The organism is Pseudomonas sp. Soil_N_39 (genome assembly GCF_057655955.1).
Window position 1 is genome coordinate 258059 of the sequence record NZ_JBDGLI010000004.1, and the last position, 17122, is coordinate 275180.

The 17122-nt window shown below is 62.9% G+C and carries 16 protein-coding genes; 6 read left to right on the plus strand and 10 right to left on the minus strand.

Annotated features, from left to right (window positions below; genetic code table 11):
* The first annotated feature begins 357 nt into the window (after positions 1–357).
* A complete protein-coding gene (locus AC3A5O_RS08435; RefSeq protein ID WP_122566289.1) occupies positions 358–2436 on the plus strand; it encodes a putative bifunctional diguanylate cyclase/phosphodiesterase in 2079 nt (692 codons plus the stop codon).
* 7 nt (positions 2437–2443) lie between these two features.
* Here the strand turns inward: AC3A5O_RS08435 and AC3A5O_RS08440 are convergent, their stop codons facing one another.
* Positions 2444–3544: a DNA alkylation repair protein gene (locus AC3A5O_RS08440; protein WP_305467520.1), complete on the minus strand. Its 1101-nt coding sequence runs from the start codon at positions 3542–3544 to the stop codon at positions 2444–2446.
* Positions 3545–3743: 199 nt separating this feature from the next.
* On the opposite strand from AC3A5O_RS08440, the gene AC3A5O_RS08445 reads away from it, so the two are divergent.
* Positions 3744–4052 carry an RcnB family protein gene (locus AC3A5O_RS08445; RefSeq protein WP_122566291.1) on the plus strand — a complete coding sequence of 103 codons (309 nt, stop codon included), beginning with the start codon at positions 3744–3746 and terminating at the stop codon, positions 4050–4052.
* Between the two features lies 1 nt (position 4053).
* Here the strand turns inward: AC3A5O_RS08445 and AC3A5O_RS08450 are convergent, their stop codons facing one another.
* Positions 4054–4377: a protealysin inhibitor emfourin gene (locus AC3A5O_RS08450; protein ID WP_063320640.1), complete on the minus strand. Its 324-nt coding sequence runs from the start codon at positions 4375–4377 to the stop codon at positions 4054–4056.
* Positions 4377–5438: a M4 family metallopeptidase gene (locus tag AC3A5O_RS08455; protein ID WP_305467519.1), complete on the minus strand. Its 1062-nt coding sequence runs from the start codon at positions 5436–5438 to the stop codon at positions 4377–4379. The genes AC3A5O_RS08450 and AC3A5O_RS08455 overlap by 1 nt, the downstream gene beginning before the upstream one ends.
* A 145-nt stretch (positions 5439–5583) precedes the next feature.
* Here AC3A5O_RS08455 and AC3A5O_RS08460 point away from each other — a divergent pair, with 145 nt between their 5' ends.
* Positions 5584–5925 (plus strand): FKBP-type peptidyl-prolyl cis-trans isomerase, encoded by a 342-nt coding sequence (locus AC3A5O_RS08460; RefSeq protein ID WP_305467517.1) that lies wholly within the window; start codon positions 5584–5586, stop codon positions 5923–5925.
* A 15-nt stretch (positions 5926–5940) separates the two neighbouring features.
* On the opposite strand, the gene AC3A5O_RS08465 is transcribed toward AC3A5O_RS08460, so the two are convergent.
* Entirely contained in the window at positions 5941–7056 is a 1116-nt protein-coding gene (locus tag AC3A5O_RS08465) for a cytochrome P450 (RefSeq protein WP_305467515.1), read from the minus strand.
* Positions 7057–7138: 82 nt separating this feature from the next.
* Here AC3A5O_RS08465 and AC3A5O_RS08470 point away from each other — a divergent pair, with 82 nt between their 5' ends.
* Positions 7139–7894: an ArsR/SmtB family transcription factor gene (locus AC3A5O_RS08470; RefSeq protein WP_487753094.1), complete on the plus strand. Its 756-nt coding sequence runs from the start codon at positions 7139–7141 to the stop codon at positions 7892–7894.
* Between the two features lie 113 nt (positions 7895–8007).
* Here the strand turns inward: AC3A5O_RS08470 and AC3A5O_RS08475 are convergent, their stop codons facing one another.
* Positions 8008–8802 carry an AraC family transcriptional regulator gene (locus AC3A5O_RS08475; RefSeq protein WP_122566295.1) on the minus strand — a complete coding sequence of 265 codons (795 nt, stop codon included), beginning with the start codon at positions 8800–8802 and terminating at the stop codon, positions 8008–8010.
* A 109-nt stretch (positions 8803–8911) separates the two neighbouring features.
* Between AC3A5O_RS08475 and AC3A5O_RS08480 the strand changes: the two genes are divergently transcribed.
* Positions 8912–9841, plus strand: a complete 930-nt coding sequence (locus AC3A5O_RS08480) for a DMT family transporter (protein ID WP_122566296.1) — start codon at positions 8912–8914, stop codon at positions 9839–9841.
* Between the two features lie 215 nt (positions 9842–10056).
* Here the strand turns inward: AC3A5O_RS08480 and AC3A5O_RS08485 are convergent, their stop codons facing one another.
* The 5 genes from AC3A5O_RS08485 to AC3A5O_RS08505 all read right to left on the minus strand — a co-directional run bounded on the left by AC3A5O_RS08485 (position 10057) and on the right by AC3A5O_RS08505 (position 16283).
* Positions 10057–11076, minus strand: coding sequence for a branched-chain amino acid aminotransferase (locus tag AC3A5O_RS08485; protein WP_122566297.1), 1020 nt, complete (start codon positions 11074–11076; stop codon positions 10057–10059).
* Between the two features lie 256 nt (positions 11077–11332).
* Positions 11333–12715 (minus strand): dihydrolipoyl dehydrogenase, encoded by a 1383-nt coding sequence (gene lpdA / locus AC3A5O_RS08490; protein ID WP_487753095.1) that lies wholly within the window; start codon positions 12713–12715, stop codon positions 11333–11335.
* A gap of 3 nt (positions 12716–12718) precedes the next feature.
* On the minus strand, positions 12719–13987 hold the full coding sequence (locus AC3A5O_RS08495; protein ID WP_487753096.1) for a dihydrolipoamide acetyltransferase family protein: 1269 nt from the start codon (positions 13985–13987) through the stop codon (positions 12719–12721).
* Positions 13988–15046 carry an alpha-ketoacid dehydrogenase subunit beta gene (locus AC3A5O_RS08500; protein WP_018605866.1) on the minus strand — a complete coding sequence of 353 codons (1059 nt, stop codon included), beginning with the start codon at positions 15044–15046 and terminating at the stop codon, positions 13988–13990.
* A 1-nt stretch (position 15047) separates the two neighbouring features.
* Positions 15048–16283, minus strand: a complete 1236-nt coding sequence (locus tag AC3A5O_RS08505; RefSeq protein WP_060741704.1) for a 3-methyl-2-oxobutanoate dehydrogenase (2-methylpropanoyl-transferring) subunit alpha — start codon at positions 16281–16283, stop codon at positions 15048–15050.
* Between the two features lie 192 nt (positions 16284–16475).
* On the opposite strand from AC3A5O_RS08505, the gene bkdR reads away from it, so the two are divergent.
* Positions 16476–16964 (plus strand): Bkd operon transcriptional regulator BkdR, encoded by a 489-nt coding sequence (bkdR, locus tag AC3A5O_RS08510; protein ID WP_003202929.1) that lies wholly within the window; start codon positions 16476–16478, stop codon positions 16962–16964.
* Positions 16965–17122 lie beyond the last annotated feature (158 nt).

A 17122-nucleotide genomic window follows, 5' to 3' on the forward strand; every position in this document is an offset into this window, starting at 1 on the left:
TCGCGAGCAAGCTCGCTCCCACAGGGGATTTGGGTCGGGTACAAGTTTTATATTCACAGGAGATCCAGTGTGGGAGCGAGCTTGCTCGCGATGACGGCGGCATATTCGACACTGAAGCAAGCTGACCCACCGCTTTCGCGAGCAAGCTCGCTCCCACAATGGATCTGCGGTGAACAGATGATTGATGCTCTCCACAAAAAATATTCACCCTGCTAGGCGTAGTGTCTTTCGTCGAAAATATTCCAGGTTTGATGGCTTTTTGATATTTGGTTCGTGCGTCCCTGTCAGGATTCAGTACAATCGCCGGCCTCCACCGGGCATGGAAGCAGTCCGGTTCTCCAGTTACGAGAAAAAACCATGCTCATCGGCAGTTACTCCCCCGCCCTTGTTTCGATTTCCTTGTTTGTTGCAGTACTGGCTTCCTACACCGCGCTGGACCTGGCCGGGCGTATCGCGACCGCCCAGGGGCGTGCCGCGCATTTCTGGATGACCGGGGGCGCGCTGGCGATGGGGGTGGGCATCTGGTCCATGCACTTCATCGGCATGCTGGCGTTCACCTTGCCGATAGAGCTTGGCTACGATGTACCGATCACCGCGCTGTCACTGCTGACTGCCATTCTTTCCAGCGGTTTCGCCCTGTGGCTGGTCAGCCAGCCGCGATTGCCGGCGTGGCAACTGGCCTTTGGTGCGCTGATCATGGGCGCCGGGATCAGCGCCATGCATTACACCGGCATGGCCGCGCTGCGGATGCAGCCGGGCATCGATTACGACCCGACGTTCTTCGGGGCTTCCTTGGTGATTGCCGTCGGCGCGTCTGCGGCGGCGCTGTGGATTGCCTTTCGCCTGCGCCAGAACACCCCTCATGTGCGTCTGGCTCGCGCGGGCGCCGCGGTGGTCATGGGCATCGCCATCGTCGGCATGCATTACACCGGCATGGCCGGGGCGCGGTTCAGCGAAGGCAGTTTTTGTGGCTCGCTGGACGGCTTGAGCGGCAAGGGCCTGGATAATCTGGTGTTGATCACCACCCTGGCGGTGCTGGCCATTGCCTTGCTCACCTCGATTCTCGATGCGCGCCTGGAAGCCCGCACCGCCGAGCTGGCCCAGTCCCTGACCCGGGCCAACCGGGAATTGACCCAGTTGGCCCTGCACGATCCCCTCACCGGACTGCCCAATCGTGTGCTGCTGGCCGACCGGATCGACCAGGCCATGCATCGGGTGCAAGAGCAGGGCGGCTGCTTCGCCTTGATGTTTATCGACCTCGATGGTTTCAAGCCGGTCAATGATGCCTTTGGTCACCACATGGGCGATTTGTTGCTGCGGGACGTGGCCCTGCGCCTGCGCGAAGACCTGCGCAGCCAGGACACCCTGGCACGGATCGGCGGTGATGAGTTCGTGCTGCTGGTGCAACTGGCCGAGCCCGACGATGCCCTGCGACTGGCGGCACGCCAGGTCGGCTTGATCGGGCGCACGTTCCGGGTGACGGAGCATGACTTGCAGATATCCGCCAGCGTTGGCATCGCCCTTTACCCCGGCAACGGCCAGAGCGCCGAAGAGCTGCTGATGAACGCCGACGCGGCGATGTACCACGCCAAGGGCGCCGGCAAAAACGGCTACAGTTTTTTTGACGCCTCGATGAACAGCAACGCCCGCAAGCAATTACAGCTGCTGCAAGACTTGCGCTTGGCCGTCGAACAGCGCCAGTTCAGCCTGCATTACCAGCCCAAGTTCGACGCGGCCAATGGTCGTCCGGTCGGGGCCGAGGCCTTGTTGCGCTGGACCCACCCGACCCAGGGCTTGTTGATGCCCGACACGTACATCGACCTGGCAGAAAAGACCGGGTTGATCATCCCCATCGGCGAATGGGTATTGAACGAAGCCTGTCGGCAGATGCGCGAATGGTACGTGCTCGGTTATACCGACTGGCGCATCGCGGTGAACCTCTCGGCCTTGCAGTTCTGCCACGCCGGCTTGGTGCAGAGCGTGGCCAAGGCGTTGGAGACGCATAAGCTGCCGGCCAACAGCCTGACCCTGGAAATCACCGAGACCACCGCCATGAGCGATGCGGACGCGAGCATGACAGTGCTGCAGCAGCTCTCGGACATGGGCGTGGACCTGTCCATCGATGACTTTGGCACCGGCTATTCGAGCCTGATGTACCTCAAGCGCCTGCCGGCCAACGAGCTGAAGATCGATCGCGGTTTCGTGCGCGACCTGGAGCACGACAGCGATGATGCGGCGATCGTCTCGGCCATCGTCGCCCTCGGCCAGGCCCTGGGTCTGCGGATCGTCGCCGAAGGCGTGGAGACCGATGTGCAACAGGACTTCCTGACTCAGTTGGGCTGCGATTCGTTGCAGGGTTACCTGCTGGGGCATCCGCTGCCGGCCGAGCGCTTCCTGCAGGAGATTCGCCAGGCGAAAACCGTGGCGATGGCCTGATACACCCTCAGGAGACGATATCGAACGCCGTGCTCCCCAGCCGCTCGCCGTTGACCAACAGGTGCACGGCGTGCCGGCCCGCGTAGTGTTTGCGCGTGGTCAGCTCGCGAATGTATTGGGACCGACTGAGGTTGACGCAACCCAGGGCGGGCAGGTCGAAGGTCTTGAGCTTGAAGACCTTGGCCGAGGTGCCGCCCGAGGCTTTCACGTAGTCGATGGCGTAGTCGATCACCAGGCGCTGGCTCTGCTCGAGGGTTGATTGCACCGTGAAGGACAGCGTGACCTGTTCCCCCAAGCGAATCACCGCCGGCGTCACCTGCAAATCCAGCACCTGGACCTGCGCCTTGCCACCGGCGCCGATGACCCCCAGTGCCCTGGGGTTGCCTTGTTTGATCAGGCTACGCAGCGCATGCCGGGCAATCCATGCGGTGTGGCGGTCTTGCAGTGGCCAGCCTTCGATCTGGTCCAGTACCCAATCGGGATGCTGTTTGGTGACGTCGTTGAGGTGGTTGGCCACGGATTTGCGTACATAAAGGCTGTCGTCGGCCTTGAGCGTGTCGAGGATCGCGGCGGCCAGGTCGGGGTTGGCCTGGATCGGCTCCAGGTGAAACGACCACGGCAGGCGCGGTCGACTGCCTTCGCTGGCCAGGCGGCGCACGTGCTCGTTGGCGTCCAGGGCCCAGCTGTGCATGACCTTGAGGGTGCGCTCCAGGTCGTCGCGCAGGAAGTGCCGCACGGCGAACTCCGACGAGCCGAACCGGGTGAAATACTGGAGCGCGTCCAACGACATGTCGAAGTGATGTCGACCGTAAGACGCCACGTAGTGCGGCAGGAACATGCTGACAAACATGCTGTTCAGACGCGGGGCCAGGGCACGCAGCACCTCCAGCGACGCTTCATAATCGAAGGGCAGCACCGCGTGCAGGCACTCACTGACCCGGGCCATGCGCTGCATCACCGACAACTCGGCCAGGCCGTCGTTGGCCATGTGCAAGAACGCCTTGGCGTCGAATGCCGGGTACACCGCACGCATTTCGCCGGCGATGTGCTCCAGGCGGGCGTTGTTGAAGATTTCCTTGAGGGCAGGGGAAGAAGTGGTGGTGCTCATGGTGGGGCCGTCCGGCGAGTGTTGTAGTCCAGGCTTGTCACTATGCCATGCACGACCCGTGGCGAGGGAGCTTGCTCCCGCTCGACAGCTCCTACAGGGGCCACCAGGAACAAGCAGAGGAGAGTTTCCAGGAATTAAGGAATGATTTGCCGCCCGCGAAGTCCCAGTTTCAGTCCCTCGAATAACTGGAGTTTTTTCTATGCGCAAACCCACCCTGATCGCCAGCCTGGTCCTGATTGCCGGCCTCGGAGCCCTCGGGCCTGTTGCGCAAGCGGTCGAGAAAACCGGAGACGCCCTGGAGCATTCGCCGAGCAATGGCCGCAGGCTGGTGGAGAACGACCGGGTACCAGCGGACTACCAGCGTGCGGACCGGGCCATGAAAGACTGGAAACAGAAGAAGCTCGAACAGCCGACAAACGAGCAGCAATGGGTGCATATCGACGACAAGTACCTGCTGATCGAAACCGTGTCCGGCGCGATCGTCAAGATCGTGCCGGCCACGCGTTAGTTCAGAGCACTTCGCCTTTGTCCCACAGGTGAACCAACTCGCCGGGTGCCTGGTCCTCGGGCACCTGCAGCACCATCTCGTCGTCCTGGTCGTTGGCGCGATAACGCACCTCGATCTGGAAAAACCGCTGGTCGCCGCGCCCGGGCGTGGAGGAGGTCAGCGGCAGGCAGCCCTCCAAGACCGAACAGATGCGGGTGCGCTGGTCGAGGTCGCACTGGGCGAACTCGATTTCCCGTGGCCGGGTCAGTGCATGGATGGCGGCCACGCCGCCCTGGCGCGACAGCCGTACCACGGCCTTGTCGTCGAGGTCTGGAAGGGTTTTCATCAGCTCTCCTGTGTCAGGTCGACGCCGACCTGGGCCCAGCCGTTCTGTACCGCCTGCACTTCCCGCGTGCCGAAGCGCTGGCGGGCGTGCTCGACGGTCAGGCGGGCGAAGGCGCTGAAGGACGCGTCGTTGGCCAGTCTTCGGTCGCACAAGGTTTCATACCAGATCCGGCCGGCTTTTTCCCAGGCAAATCCGCCGAGTGTGGTCGCCACCAGATAAAAGGCCCGGTTGGGGATGCCGGAGTTGATGTGCACGCCGCCGTTGTCTTCCCGGGTAATCACGAATTCGCGCATGTGCGCCGGTTGCGGGTCCTTGCCCAGCAGCGGGTCATCGTAGGCGCTGCCGGGGTTGGACATGCTGCGCAGGCCGTCGCCGTTGATCTTGTCGGTGAGCAGGTCGGCGCCGATCAGCCAGTCGGCCTGGTCGGCGGTCTGTTCGAGCACGAACTGCTTGACCAGCACACCGAACACATCGGAGATGGATTCGTTCAACGCACCGGACTGGTTGGCGTAGACCAACCCGGCTTCGCTTTCAGTGACACCATGGGCCAGTTCGTGGGCAACCACGTCGAGGGAGCGGGTGAAACGCTGGAAAATTTCGCCATCGCCGTCGCCGAACACCATCTGCGCGCCGTTCCAGAAGGCGTTTTCATAGCCCTGGCCGTAATGCACGCTGCCCACCAGGGCGAAGCCTTTGTTGTCGATGGAGTCACGCCCCAGGACCTTCCAGAAAAAATCATAGGTGGCGCCGAGGGCATCGTAGGCCTCGTCCACGGCCGGGTCGCCACTGGCCCGCTGGCCTTCCAGACGCACCGGCTGGCCGGGCAGTTCCATGCTGTTCTGGGCGTCATGCACGCTGCGTTGCGGATGTCCGGCCTTGCCGGGCTTGGGCAGCGCCGCCGCGGCGGGCGGGGCGCTGGGCGGGCCAGGGTTGTGTCGCAGGCTGCGCACGTGGGTCAAGGTGCCGAGGGCGCTGGAGCGTTGCTGTTCGGAGCCGTGGGCGATGATGCGATTGAGGATGTACGGAGGAATGAAACTGTGGTGTGGACGAGAGTCGATCATCAGAAAATCCTTATCTGAAATGCAGGGCCGATACCCATGTGAACCGAAGAGGCCGTCGCGGTTCCCTGATGCGGGGCAGACAACGTTTGCCATGCGTGCTGATTTCTGCGAAAACCCCGCGCCAGGATCACACGAGGGATATGCCATGAATGAAGAACTGCAAATCATCGACCTGCAACAGGGCGACGGCAAAAGCGTAGTCAAAGGTGCGCTGATCACCACTCAATACCGCGGCACGCTCGAAGACGGCACCGAATTCGATTCGTCCTACAGTCGTGGCAAACCCTTCCAATGCGTGATTGGCACCGGTCGCGTCATCAAGGGCTGGGACCTGGGCCTGATGGGCATGCAAGTTGGTGGCAAGCGCAAGTTGTGGGTGCCGGCCCACCTGGCCTACGGTGAGCGGTCCATGGGCGCCCATATCAAGCCCAACGCCAACCTCATCTTTGAAATCGAGTTGTTGGAAGTCCTGACCCAGGACGATTGAGGGGGCTGGAGCGGGTCATGACCGCTCACTGAACAGCGGGATGCGTGCGTTGACCGAAGGGCGGTAGCGCCAGGTCAACCGCTCCAGTGGTGGTTCGCCCTCAAGGATCATCGCCAGGGTGGCGCGGGCGATGCCCATGGCCAGGGTTTGGCCTGGACATTCATGGCGTCCGCTGCCGAAGCTGAAACTGCGGCGGTTTGGGCGGTCGAGCAGCAGGACGTCCGGCTGTGTGTTGAGCTGCGGGTCGCGGTTGGCTGAGGCCAGTAGCACCAGGATCGTTTCTCCAGGGTTCAATGCGCTGCCGAGGAGTTCGCAAGGGGCGGCGACGAAGCGGCGGGTGTTTTGCACGGGCGCGTCGAAACGCTGGACTTCGGCCAGTAACGGGCCGACCTGTGCCGGGTCGTCCCGCAGTACCTGACGTAACGCCGGATCGCCGATCAGCGCCAGCAGCGCGTTGCCGATCAGGCCAGCGGTGGCTTCATAGGTTTGCGAGAGCAGGCCGATCAGGTTGGCGATTTTGCTGTCCGCGGCTTCGAAGCCTTGCCCCATGCGCATCAATAAAGGATTGTCCTGCGCCTCGATCCGCTCCTGGAACAACCTGGTCAGTTGCTCGCTGGCCCGGTGCGCGGCATCCAGTTGCGGCGCCTGGCTCAGGGGCGACAGGCAGGCGACGAAATCCCCGGTCAATGCGCTGATCAGGCGGCTGCCCGTCGGGCTGAAACCGAGCAATGCCGCGACCACGCTGGCCGGCCCGATGAATTGAGCCTGGTGCAGGCCTTCGGCGCCGTCCTGGAGGCGACGGGCCCTGACCAATGCTTCGATCTGCCGGGGGGTGGTGTCTTGCAACGCCGGCGCAATCGCCGCCCTCGGGCAACGCTGCCGTTCACCTTCGTTCATGCGCATCAAGTGCCCGAACACGTGGCCGGCCGGGCCCTCGGCAATGGCCTTGGGCACGGGCTCGTGGACCGGGCGCACCAGGCAGTCGGTGTGATGCAATACCGCGCACACGGCCTCGGCGCTGCTGGCGACCCACAGGTTCAACACAGGGTCGAAGGCCAGTCCGCCGGCAGCGCGCAGGGCGGCGTAGAAAGGGTAAGGGTCGGGATGTGTCGCGGCGGTGATCGGGTCCATGAAGCGCGGCCTTGTTCGTGAGGGCGAAAGTGTTGCTACTATCTCCAGTCGATGCATGGCTTGATTCGTCGGGGAGCGAAATATGAACGTAGAACAGCATGATCTGGGCGTGTCCCACGTGGCCGCAGCCATCGCCGAGCCGGCCCGCACCCGGATGCTGTGTGCGCTGATGGACGGCCACGCCCGCACCAGTACTGAATTGGCGAGCATCGCCGAGGTCAGCGCCTCGACCGCCAGCGCCCATCTGGCGAAACTCAAGCAAATGGCCTTGGTGCGCCTGCATGTCCAGGGGCGTCATCGTTATTACAGCCTGGCGGACCCGCGCGTGGCCCAGGCGCTTGAGGCGCTGATGGTGATCGGCCAGAGCGCCACGCCGACGTTCACGCCGCGCACACCGGATCGCCTGCAATTTGCCCGCACCTGCTACGACCACATGGCCGGCACCTTGGCGGTGCGCCTGCATGACCGCATGTTCGAGGCCGAGTGGCTGGTGGACATGGAGGGCGAGGGCTATCGGCTGAGTGAATCCGGTGAGGCGGTGTTCGAGGGATTGGGCGTCGATGTCCAGCACCTCGCCACGCAACGCCGCCGATTCGCCTGTCCTTGCCTGGATTGGAGCATGCGCCGCCCCCACCTGGGCGGAGCCTTGGGCGCGGCGTTGCTGCAAGTGGCGATCAAGCGCAAATGGGTGATCCAGGATTTGGATAGCCGGGCGCTGGGGCTGACGGCCAGTGGCCGCAAGGCGATGGCGGGGCGGTTTGGGGTCAGTGCCGAGATCGACGTCAAACCCACTGGCGCTATCGCGAGCAGGCTCGCTCCCACAATGGGCCTGCGCTGAACACAAAACCCATGAACGCCCAAGCCCTCTGTGGGAGCGAGCTTGCTCGCGATGACGGTGGAACATTCAAGCCTTAGAAAACTGACCCACCGCTATCGCGAGCACCACCCACATCATCCAGCCATATGCCTGCGCCGATACTCATCCGGCGTGGTACCCATCATTTTGCGAAACATGCTGATAAACGCCGAGGCGCTGCTGTAGCCCAGGTCCAGGCCGATGGTTTCCACGCTCTGGCCACGTTCGAGCAGGGCCAGGGCCTCGATGACTTTCAGGCGCTGGCGCCATTCCACCAGGGACATGCCCAGGTCCCGTTGGGCCCGGCGCATCAGCGTGCGTTCGGTGGTGTTGGCGGCGCGGGCCAGTTGCGGCAAGGAACGCGGGTCGCTGGGGTTCGCCTCCAAGGCCCGCAGTACCGGGCCCAGCAGTGGATCATCGGAGGACGGTAAATAGCTGCCGGCATGGGGCGCCCGCGCCAGCTTGTCCACCAGCACCTGCAACAAGCGCTGCTGCTCGGGCGTCTGTGGCTGGCTTGGCGGGTCGCTGCGCAGTTCTTCCAGCAACGCGCGAATCAGCGGGCTCAAGGTCAGCGCACAGGGCACGGCAGGCAGTGCGTCGCACAGTTCGGCGGCCAGGTACAGCGAGCAATGGCAGGCCTCATGCCGATTGAATCCAACGTGTTCCATGTCCGGTGGCAGCCAGATGCCGTACTGCGGTGGCGCCAGGTAATGATGTTGGGCGATCTCGATTTCCATCACCCCGCTGTAGGAGTAGACGAACTCACCCCAGGCATGCCGGTGCCGGGGGTAAGTCGCATGGGCCGGCATGCAGGCGCTGCGAAAGTAGATCGGCGAGGGCAGGGCTGCGTCGAACGGAGGAATCTTCAGATGTTGGGCTGGAGGCTGCATATCGACCGCAATGGCGGATTACCGGGATGGCTTGTCGGGTAATCACTATATCCAGCAAAGGTGTCAGGCAGACAATCCTTTCATCTCTTTCTGCCCAAGGACCTTTCCCATGACCACCCGCCGCGCCCTGGATGGCCAGGTCTGCGCCCTGATGACCGGCCTCTGTGCCATCTGGGGTTTCCAGCAAGTCGCGATCAAGGCCAGCGCCGTCGACATGGCGCCGATGCTGCAACTGGGCGTGCGCTCAGCCATCGCCGCGGTGCTGGTCTGGCTGTTGGTGCTGGCGCGCGGTGAACGCCTGTCCCTGGCCGATGGCAGTTGGCGCCCGGGCCTGTTGGTAGGGTTGTTGTTTGCCTTGGAGTTCGTGATGGTGGGTGAAGGCCTGCGGCATACGACGGCTTCGCACATGGTGATTTTCCTCTACACCGCGCCGATGTTCGCCGCCCTCGGCTTGCATTGGAGATTGCCGAGCGAACGCCTCAAACCGGCGCAGTGGTTGGGCATCGCGGTTGCATTCGGCGGGATCGTGGTGGCCTTCAGCGGAGGCTCGGGGGCGGCGAACGGCAGCTCGTTGCTCGGTGATGGCATGGGCTTGCTGGCCGGCGCGCTGTGGGGTGCAACCACGGTGACGGTACGCTGTTCGCGGTTGACGAATCTGCCGGCCAGCCAGACGCTGCTTTACCAACTGGTTGGCGCCGGGGTACTGCTGATCGGAATGTCGGTGGCTCTGGGGCAAACGACGATCACCCCCACGCCGCAACTCATCGCCAGCCTGGCATTCCAGGTGTTGCTGGTGTCCTTCGCCAGTTTCCTGATCTGGTTTTCCCTGCTGCGCCGCTACCTCGCGTCGCAATTGGGGGTACTGTCGTTCATGACGCCGCTTTTCGGCATCGGTTTTGGTGTCTGGTTGTTGGATGAGCCACTGGAGCCGAACTTCATCGTTGGCGCGGCTTTGGTATTGAGTGGGATTCTGCTGGTCAGCGGTTACGGATGGTTTCGCCAGCGTTGGGGGCGATGGCTGGTGTTGCGGCGGGAGTAACTGAGCGAAATGTAAAAAAGCCACCCCTGCTGAAGCAGGAGTGGTTTTTTTTTGAGGCCGCGCAATCTCTGTGGCGAGGGGATTTATCCCCGCTGGGTTGCGAAGCAACCCCTAGTACTTGGGTGAGCCACAAAAACCAAGCGAGCGCTTCGCACTCGAGCGGGGATAAATCCCCTCGCCACAAAAAAGCCTTCAGGTGCCTGGAAGGGCTTGGATCAGACCTTGACGATCCAACCCGCCGGCGCTTCCACGTCGCCGGTCTGCACGCCGGTCAGCTCTTTGTAGAGCTTCTGGGTGATCGGGCCGACTTCGGTTTCGCTATGGAACACGTGCAGCTTGTCCTTGTAGCTGATGCCGCCAATCGGGGTGATCACCGCAGCGGTACCGCAAGCGCCGGCTTCCTTGAAATCCGAGAGCTTGTCGATGAGCACGTCGCCTTCGATCACTTCCAGGCCCAGGCGCGATTTGGCCAGTTCGATCAGCGACAGGCGAGTGATGCCCGGCAGGACCGAAGGGGATTTTGGGGTAACGAATTTGTTGTCGTGGGTGATGCCGAAGAAGTTGGCCGAGCCAACTTCCTCGATTTTCGAATGGGTCATCGGGTCCAGGTAGATGCAGTCGGCGAAGCTGGCCTTCTTGGCCTGGGAGCCGGGCATCAGGCTGGCGGCGTAGTTGCCACCGACCTTGGCCGCGCCGGTGCCTTGTGGGGCGGCGCGGTCGAAGCTGGAGATCAGGAAGTTGTGCGGGGTCAGGCCGCCCTTGAAGTAGGCGCCGACCGGGATGCAGAAAATCGAGAAGATGAACTCGGGTGCGGTGCGCACGCCGATGTTGTCACCCACGCCGATCACGAACGGACGCAGGTACAGCGCGCCGCCAGTACCGTAAGGCGGGATGAAGCGCTCGTTGGCGCGGACTACTTGCTTGCAGGCTTCGACGAACTGCTCGGTGTCGACGTGCGGCATCAGCAGACGGGCACAGCTGTTCTGCATGCGGGCGGCGTTCTGGTCCGGGCGAAACAGGTTGATCGAACCGTCCTTGCAGCGATAGGCCTTCAGGCCTTCGAAGCACTGCTGACCGTAGTGCAGGGCGGTGGAGCCCTCGCTGATGTGCAGCACGTTGTCGTCGGTCAGGGTGCCCGCGTCCCAGGCGCCATCGCGCCAGTGCGACAGGTAGCGCTTGTCGGTCTTGATGTAGTCAAAGCCCAGTTTGTCCCAATTGATGCTCTCGTTACCCATGACACCCTCTATTTCTTAACAACCGTCGAAACGGTTCAAGGCTTCTGACGTTTTTTGGATGGGGACAACAATACTTCATTCCGGGGTTGTTTCGCAGCCTGTAACATGAATCCTGCAGCTGAAAACAGCCCTGCGGTCGTTGTGAGGGATTGTGGGAGCAAGGCTTGCCCGCGATACAGGCGACTCGGTTTCTGAAGGACCGCATCGCCTGTATCGCGGGCAAGCCTTGCTCCCACAAGTTATTCACCCACAACTGTCACAGATGCAACGCATGCCCCAACGCCCGCAACGCCGCTTCCTGCACGGCCTCGCCCAGCGTCGGATGGGCGTGGATGGTGCCGGCGATGTCCTCCAGGCGCGCGCCCATTTCCAGGGACTGGCCAAATGCGGTGGACAGCTCCGACACGCCGACGCCAACCGCTTGCCAGCCGACGATCAAATGATTATCCCGGCGCGCCACGACCCGCACGAAACCGCTTTTCGATTCCAGGGTCATGGCCCGACCGTTGGCGGCGAACGGGAAGCTCGACACAATGCAGTCCAGCCCGGCCGCCTTGGCTTCGTCCGGCGTCTTGCCGACCACCACCAGTTCCGGATCGGTGAAGCACACCGCGGCGATGGCGGTCGGGTTGAATTCCCGGTGCTGGCCAGCGATCAACTCGGCGACCATTTCGCCCTGGGCCATGGCCCGGTGGGCGAGCATCGGTTCACCGCTCAGGTCGCCAATGGCCCAGACATTGCGCATGCTGGTCTGACAACGGCTGTCGATGTTCACCGCCGAACCGTTCATCGCCAGGTCCAGCGCTTCAAGGTTCCAGCCCTGGGTGTTGGGTTTACGACCAACGGCCACCAGCACCCGGTCGGTGTCCAGGTTCAGCGTCTCGCCATTGGGATCACGCACTTGCAAGGTACTGGCCTGGGCATCGAAACCTTCGACGCTGTGCTTGAGGTACAGCTTCACGCCCAACTGCTTGAGCGCCTCGTGCACCGGTTGTGTCAGCTCACCGTCGTACGCCGGCAGGATCCGCTCCTGGGCCTCGACCACGCTGACCTCGGCGCCGAGCTTGCGGTAGGCAATGCCCAGTTCCAGGCCGATGTAACCACCGCCGACCACCACCAGGTGCTTGGGCACCGAGGTGGGGGCGAGGGCTTCGGTGGAGGAAATGATCGGCCCGCCCACGGGTAACATCGGCAGGTTGACGCTTTTCGAACCGGTGGCCAGCAGCAGGTGTTCGCACTGGATGCGGGTATCGCCGACCTCGACTGTCTTGCCATCGATCACCTTGGCCCAGCCCTGAATGACCTGGACCTTGTGCTTTTTCAGCAATGCCGCGACGCCGGTGGTCAGGCGATCGACGATGCCGTCCTTCCATTCCACGCTCTTGTTGATGTCCAGCGTTGGCGCCGCCACGGTGATGCCCAAGGCCGAGCCCTGGCTATGGTGCCGGGTCTGGTGGAACTGTTCGGCCACATGGATCAATGCCTTGGACGGGATGCAACCGATGTTCAGGCAAGTGCCGCCCAGCGCCTGGCCTTCCACCAGGATGGTCGGGATGCCCAACTGGCCGGCGCGGATCGCCGCCACGTAACCGCCAGGACCGCCGCCGATGATCAGCAGCGTGGTGTTCAAAGTCTGCATGGCTTACTCCACAAACAAGGTGGCGGGTTGTTCGAGCAGACCACGCAGGACCTGGATGAATTGCGCCGCGTCCATGCCGTCGACCACCCGGTGATCGAAGGAACTGGAGAGGTTCATCATCTTGCGGATCACGATCTGGCCTTTGATCACCATGGGCCGCTCGACGATTTTGTTCACGCCGACAATCGCCACTTCCGGCAGGTTCAGCACCGGCGTGCTGACGATGCCGCCGAGGGCACCGAGGCTGGTCAGGGTGATGGTCGAGCCGGACAGCTCATCGCGACTGGCCTTGCCCGTGCGGGCCGCCGTGGCCAGGCGTGAAATTTCCGTCGCGCTGTCCCACAGCGTACGGGCCTCGGCGTGACGCACCACTGGCACCATCAGGCCCACATCGCTCTGGGTCGCGACGCCAACATGCACGGCGCCCGAACGGTGGATGACCTGGGCCTCGTCGTCGTAGCGCGCGTTCATCTGCGGGAAGTCCCGCAGGGCCACCACCAACGCACGGACCAGGAACGGCAGCAGGGTCAGCTTGCCGCGACTGGCGCCGTGTTTTTCATTCAAGTGAACCCGCAGCTCTTCCAGGGCTGTGACGTCGATTTCCTCGACGTAGCTGAAATGGGCGGCGCGTTGGGTTGCCTCCTGCATGCGCTGGGCGATCTTGCGGCGCATGCCGATCACTGGGATCTGCTGCTCGTCGTGGCGCTCGGCATAACCCGAACCGCCCTTGGCCGGGGTCGACGAACCCTGGGCCAGGTAGGCTTCGAGGTCTTCGTGCAGGACCCGTCCGGCGGGGCCGCTGCCCTGGACCAGGCGCAATTGAATGCCCAGGTCCAGCGCGTGTTTGCGCACGGCCGGCGAGGCCAATGGACGCTCGTCGGGATCGCGGGCCACCGGGGCTTGCGCAGCCGGGCGGGGCACGGCAATTTTTTCCAGCACCGGTTCAGGCGTGGCCACTGGCGCCGGCTTCGGTGCCTGCGCAGCCGCGGCGGCAGGAGCCGGTTGGGCCGATTCTTTCAAGTTACCCGCACCTTCGACTTCAATGCGGATCAGTTCACTGCCCACCGCCATGACTTCACCGGGCTCGCCACCCAGGGCGATGACCCGGCCATGCACCGGCGAAGGGATGTCCACCATCGCCTTGTCGGTCATGACATCGGCCAACACCTGGTCTTCGACCACCATGTCGCCGACCTTGACGTGCCACACCGACAGTTCAACTTCGGCGATGCCTTCGCCAATGTCCGGCATCTTGATAACGTGCGTGCCCATTCAGACCTCCATGACCCGTTTCAACGCCGCGCCCACACGGGACGGCCCTGGGAAATACGCCCACTCCTGCGCATGCGGGTAGGGGGTGTCCCAACCAGTGACACGCTCGATGGGCGCTTCCAGGTGGTGGAAGCAATGTTCTTGCACCAACGACACCAGCTCGGCGCCGAAACCGCAGGTGCGGGTGGCTTCGTGGACGACCACGCAGCGGCCGGTCTTCTTCACGGATTTGACGATGGTCTCAAGGTCCAGCGGCCAGAGGCTGCGCAGGTCGATGACTTCGGCGTCGATGCCGGTTTCTTCGGCCGCCACTTGGGAGACGTAGACCGTGGTGCCGTAGGTGAGTACCGTCACGTCCTTGCCCGGACGGGTGATGGCGGCGACGTCCAGCGGTACGGTGTAATAACCGTCCGGCACCTGCGCCGAAGGGTGTTTCGACCACGGCGTTACCGGGCGGTCGTGGTGGCCGTCGAACGGGCCGTTATACAGGCGCTTGGGTTCGAGGAAGATCACCGGGTCATCGTTTTCGATGGAGGCGATCAGCAGGCCCTTGGCGTCGTAGGGGTTGGACGGCATCACGGTGCGCAGCCCGCAGACCTGGGTGAACATCGCCTCGATGCTCTGGCTGTGGGTCTGGCCGCCATAAATGCCGCCGCCGCAGGGCATGCGCAGGGTCATCGGCGCGGTGAACTCGCCGGCCGAGCGATAGCGCAGGCGCGCCGCCTCGGAAATGATCTGGTCCGACGCTGGGTAGACGTAGTCGGCGAACTGGATCTCGGCCACCGGGCGCAGGCCATAGGCACCCATGCCCACCGCCACGCCGACGATACCGCTTTCGGAAATCGGCGCGTCGAACACCCGCGAGGTGCCGTATTTGTTCTGCAGGCCTTCGGTGCAGCGGAACACGCCACCGAAGTAACCCACGTCCTGGCCGAACACCACGACGTTGTCGTCGCGCTCGAGCATCACGTCCATGGCCGAGCGCAGGGCCTGGATCATGGTCATGGTGGTAGTGGTCATGGCGGTGTCCAACGCAATATTGTTGTTGTGATCGTTCATGTCAGATCCCCAACTGCTGACGCTGGCGCTTCAAGTGCTCCGGCATCTCTTTGTAGACGTCTTCGAACATGGTCGCGGCGCTTGGAATCTGCCCACCGGCGAGGGTGCCGTACTGTTCGGCCTCCTTCTGCGCGGCGATCACCTCGGCTTCGAGTTCGGCGCTGACCGCGGCATGTTCCTCTTCGGACCACTGGCCGATTTTCACCATGTGCTGCTTGAGGCGCGCGATCGGATCGCCCAACGGGAAGTGGCTCCAGTCATCGGCGGGGCGGTACTTCGAAGGGTCGTCCGAGGTGGAGTGCGGGCCGGCGCGGTAGGTGACCCATTCGATCAGCGCCGGCCCGAGGTTGCGGCGGGCGCGTTCGGCGGCCCACCGCGAGGCGGCGTAGACCGCCATGAAATCGTTGCCATCGACACGCAGGGAGGCGATGCCGCAACCGACGCCGCGTCCGGCGAACGTCGTGGCTTCACCACCGGCAATGGCCTGGAAGGTGGAGATTGCCCACTGGTTGTTGACCACGTTGAGGATCACTGGCGCCCGGTAGACGTGGGCGAAAGTGAGAGCGGTGTGGAAGTCCGATTCGGCGGTGGCGCCGTCACCGATCCAGGCCGAGGCGATCTTGGTGTCGCCCTTGATCGCCGAGGCCATGCCCCAACCCACGCCCTGGATGAATTGCGTAGCGAGGTTGCCGGAAATGGTGAAGAAACCGGCGTCCTTGACCGAGTACATGATCGGCAATTGCCGGCCCTTGAGCGGATCGCGCTCGTTGGACAGCAGTTGGCAGATCAGGTCCACCAGGGGCACCTCGCGGGCCATCAGGATGCTTTGTTGGCGGTAGGTGGGGAAGCACATGTCGTCGATGTTCAACGCCAGGGCTTGGGCGCTGCCGATGGCTTCTTCGCCAAGGCTTTGCATGTAGAACGACATCTTTTTCTGACGCTGGGCGACCACCATGCGGTTGTCGTAGATGCGCGTCTTGAGCATGGCACGCATGCCTTTGCGCAGGATCTCGACGGGGATGTCCGCGGCCCAGTCGCCTAGGGCATTGCCCTGGTCGTCGAGCACGCGGATCAGGCTGCGGGCCAAGTCGGCGGTGTCGGCGGGTTCGACGTCGATGGGTGGTTTGCGCACCGTGCCGGCATCGGACAGATGCAGGTAGGAAAAGTCGGTCTTGCAGCCGGGACGGCCCGAGGGTTCGGGGACGTGCAGGCGTAGCGGTTCGTACGCTGGGTTCATGGCTTTCTACGCTCGATCTTGTGAATTTCTTGTAGTGGGCGCGCTAGCTGACGAATTTCCCCGGGTACGGGAAATTGTCCTACAACAATCATAGGCTCGACGAAGAAGAATATTTTTCTCTGTTAGCTTGCTGTTCAGATCATTTGCAGATAAAAAATCTGCACAACGATAAAAAGCAGGATTATTTGTCTCATGCGTAAATTGGATCGCACCGACATCGGCATTCTGAACAGCCTTCAGGAAAACGCCCGTATCACCAACGCGGATCTCGCCCGTTCGGTCAACCTGTCGCCGACGCCGTGCTTCAACCGCGTCCGGGCGATGGAGGAGCTGGGGGTGATCCGCGAGCAGGTCACGCTGCTGGACGCCGACCTGCTGGGATTGCACGTCAACGTGTTCATCCATGTGAGCCTGGAGAAGCAGGTGGAAGAGGCGTTGCAGCACTTCGAAGAGGCCATCTCCGACCGGCCGGAGGTGATGGAGTGCTACCTGATGGCCGGCGATCCGGATTACCTGATCCGCGTGCTGGTGCCGACCATCCAGTCGCTGGAGCGGTTCATGATGGACTTTTTGACCAAGGTCCCGGGCGTGGCGAACATCCGCTCAAGCTTTGCCCTCAAGCAGGTGCGCTACAAGACCGCGCTGCCGTTGCCGGCCAATGGATTGACCTTGGGAACCTGATCAAAAGACCAGTCCCTGAGGGAGCTAGCTGTCATTCAACAATGATGCAAGCAGACCCACCGCCATCGCGAGCAAGCTCAGCTCCCACATGGGATTTGTGGTGTTGTCGGGTACTGCGACCGCCGCCGATTCTTGTGGGAGCAAGGCTTGCCCGCGAT

What these genes read in the sequence shown, in the direction of transcription:
- AC3A5O_RS08435 (WP_122566289.1), top strand. Translation starts at nt 358, where the DNA reads ATGCTCATCGGCAGTTACTCCCCCGCCCTTGTTTCGATTTCCTTGTTT.
- AC3A5O_RS08440 (WP_305467520.1), bottom strand. Translation starts at nt 3,544, where the DNA reads ATGAGCACCACCACTTCTTCCCCTGCCCTCAAGGAAATCTTCAACAAC.
- AC3A5O_RS08445 (WP_122566291.1), top strand. Translation starts at nt 3,744, where the DNA reads ATGCGCAAACCCACCCTGATCGCCAGCCTGGTCCTGATTGCCGGCCTC.
- AC3A5O_RS08450 (WP_063320640.1), bottom strand. Translation starts at nt 4,377, where the DNA reads ATGAAAACCCTTCCAGACCTCGACGACAAGGCCGTGGTACGGCTGTCG.
- AC3A5O_RS08455 (WP_305467519.1), bottom strand. Translation starts at nt 5,438, where the DNA reads ATGATCGACTCTCGTCCACACCACAGTTTCATTCCTCCGTACATCCTC.
- AC3A5O_RS08460 (WP_305467517.1), top strand. Translation starts at nt 5,584, where the DNA reads ATGAATGAAGAACTGCAAATCATCGACCTGCAACAGGGCGACGGCAAA.
- AC3A5O_RS08465 (WP_305467515.1), bottom strand. Translation starts at nt 7,056, where the DNA reads ATGGACCCGATCACCGCCGCGACACATCCCGACCCTTACCCTTTCTAC.
- AC3A5O_RS08470 (WP_487753094.1), top strand. Translation starts at nt 7,139, where the DNA reads ATGAACGTAGAACAGCATGATCTGGGCGTGTCCCACGTGGCCGCAGCC.
- AC3A5O_RS08475 (WP_122566295.1), bottom strand. Translation starts at nt 8,802, where the DNA reads ATGCAGCCTCCAGCCCAACATCTGAAGATTCCTCCGTTCGACGCAGCC.
- AC3A5O_RS08480 (WP_122566296.1), top strand. Translation starts at nt 8,912, where the DNA reads ATGACCACCCGCCGCGCCCTGGATGGCCAGGTCTGCGCCCTGATGACC.
- AC3A5O_RS08485 (WP_122566297.1), bottom strand. Translation starts at nt 11,076, where the DNA reads ATGGGTAACGAGAGCATCAATTGGGACAAACTGGGCTTTGACTACATC.
- lpdA (WP_487753095.1), bottom strand. Translation starts at nt 12,715, where the DNA reads ATGCAGACTTTGAACACCACGCTGCTGATCATCGGCGGCGGTCCTGGC.
- AC3A5O_RS08495 (WP_487753096.1), bottom strand. Translation starts at nt 13,987, where the DNA reads ATGGGCACGCACGTTATCAAGATGCCGGACATTGGCGAAGGCATCGCC.
- AC3A5O_RS08500 (WP_018605866.1), bottom strand. Translation starts at nt 15,046, where the DNA reads ATGAACGATCACAACAACAATATTGCGTTGGACACCGCCATGACCACT.
- AC3A5O_RS08505 (WP_060741704.1), bottom strand. Translation starts at nt 16,283, where the DNA reads ATGAACCCAGCGTACGAACCGCTACGCCTGCACGTCCCCGAACCCTCG.
- bkdR (WP_003202929.1), top strand. Translation starts at nt 16,476, where the DNA reads ATGCGTAAATTGGATCGCACCGACATCGGCATTCTGAACAGCCTTCAG.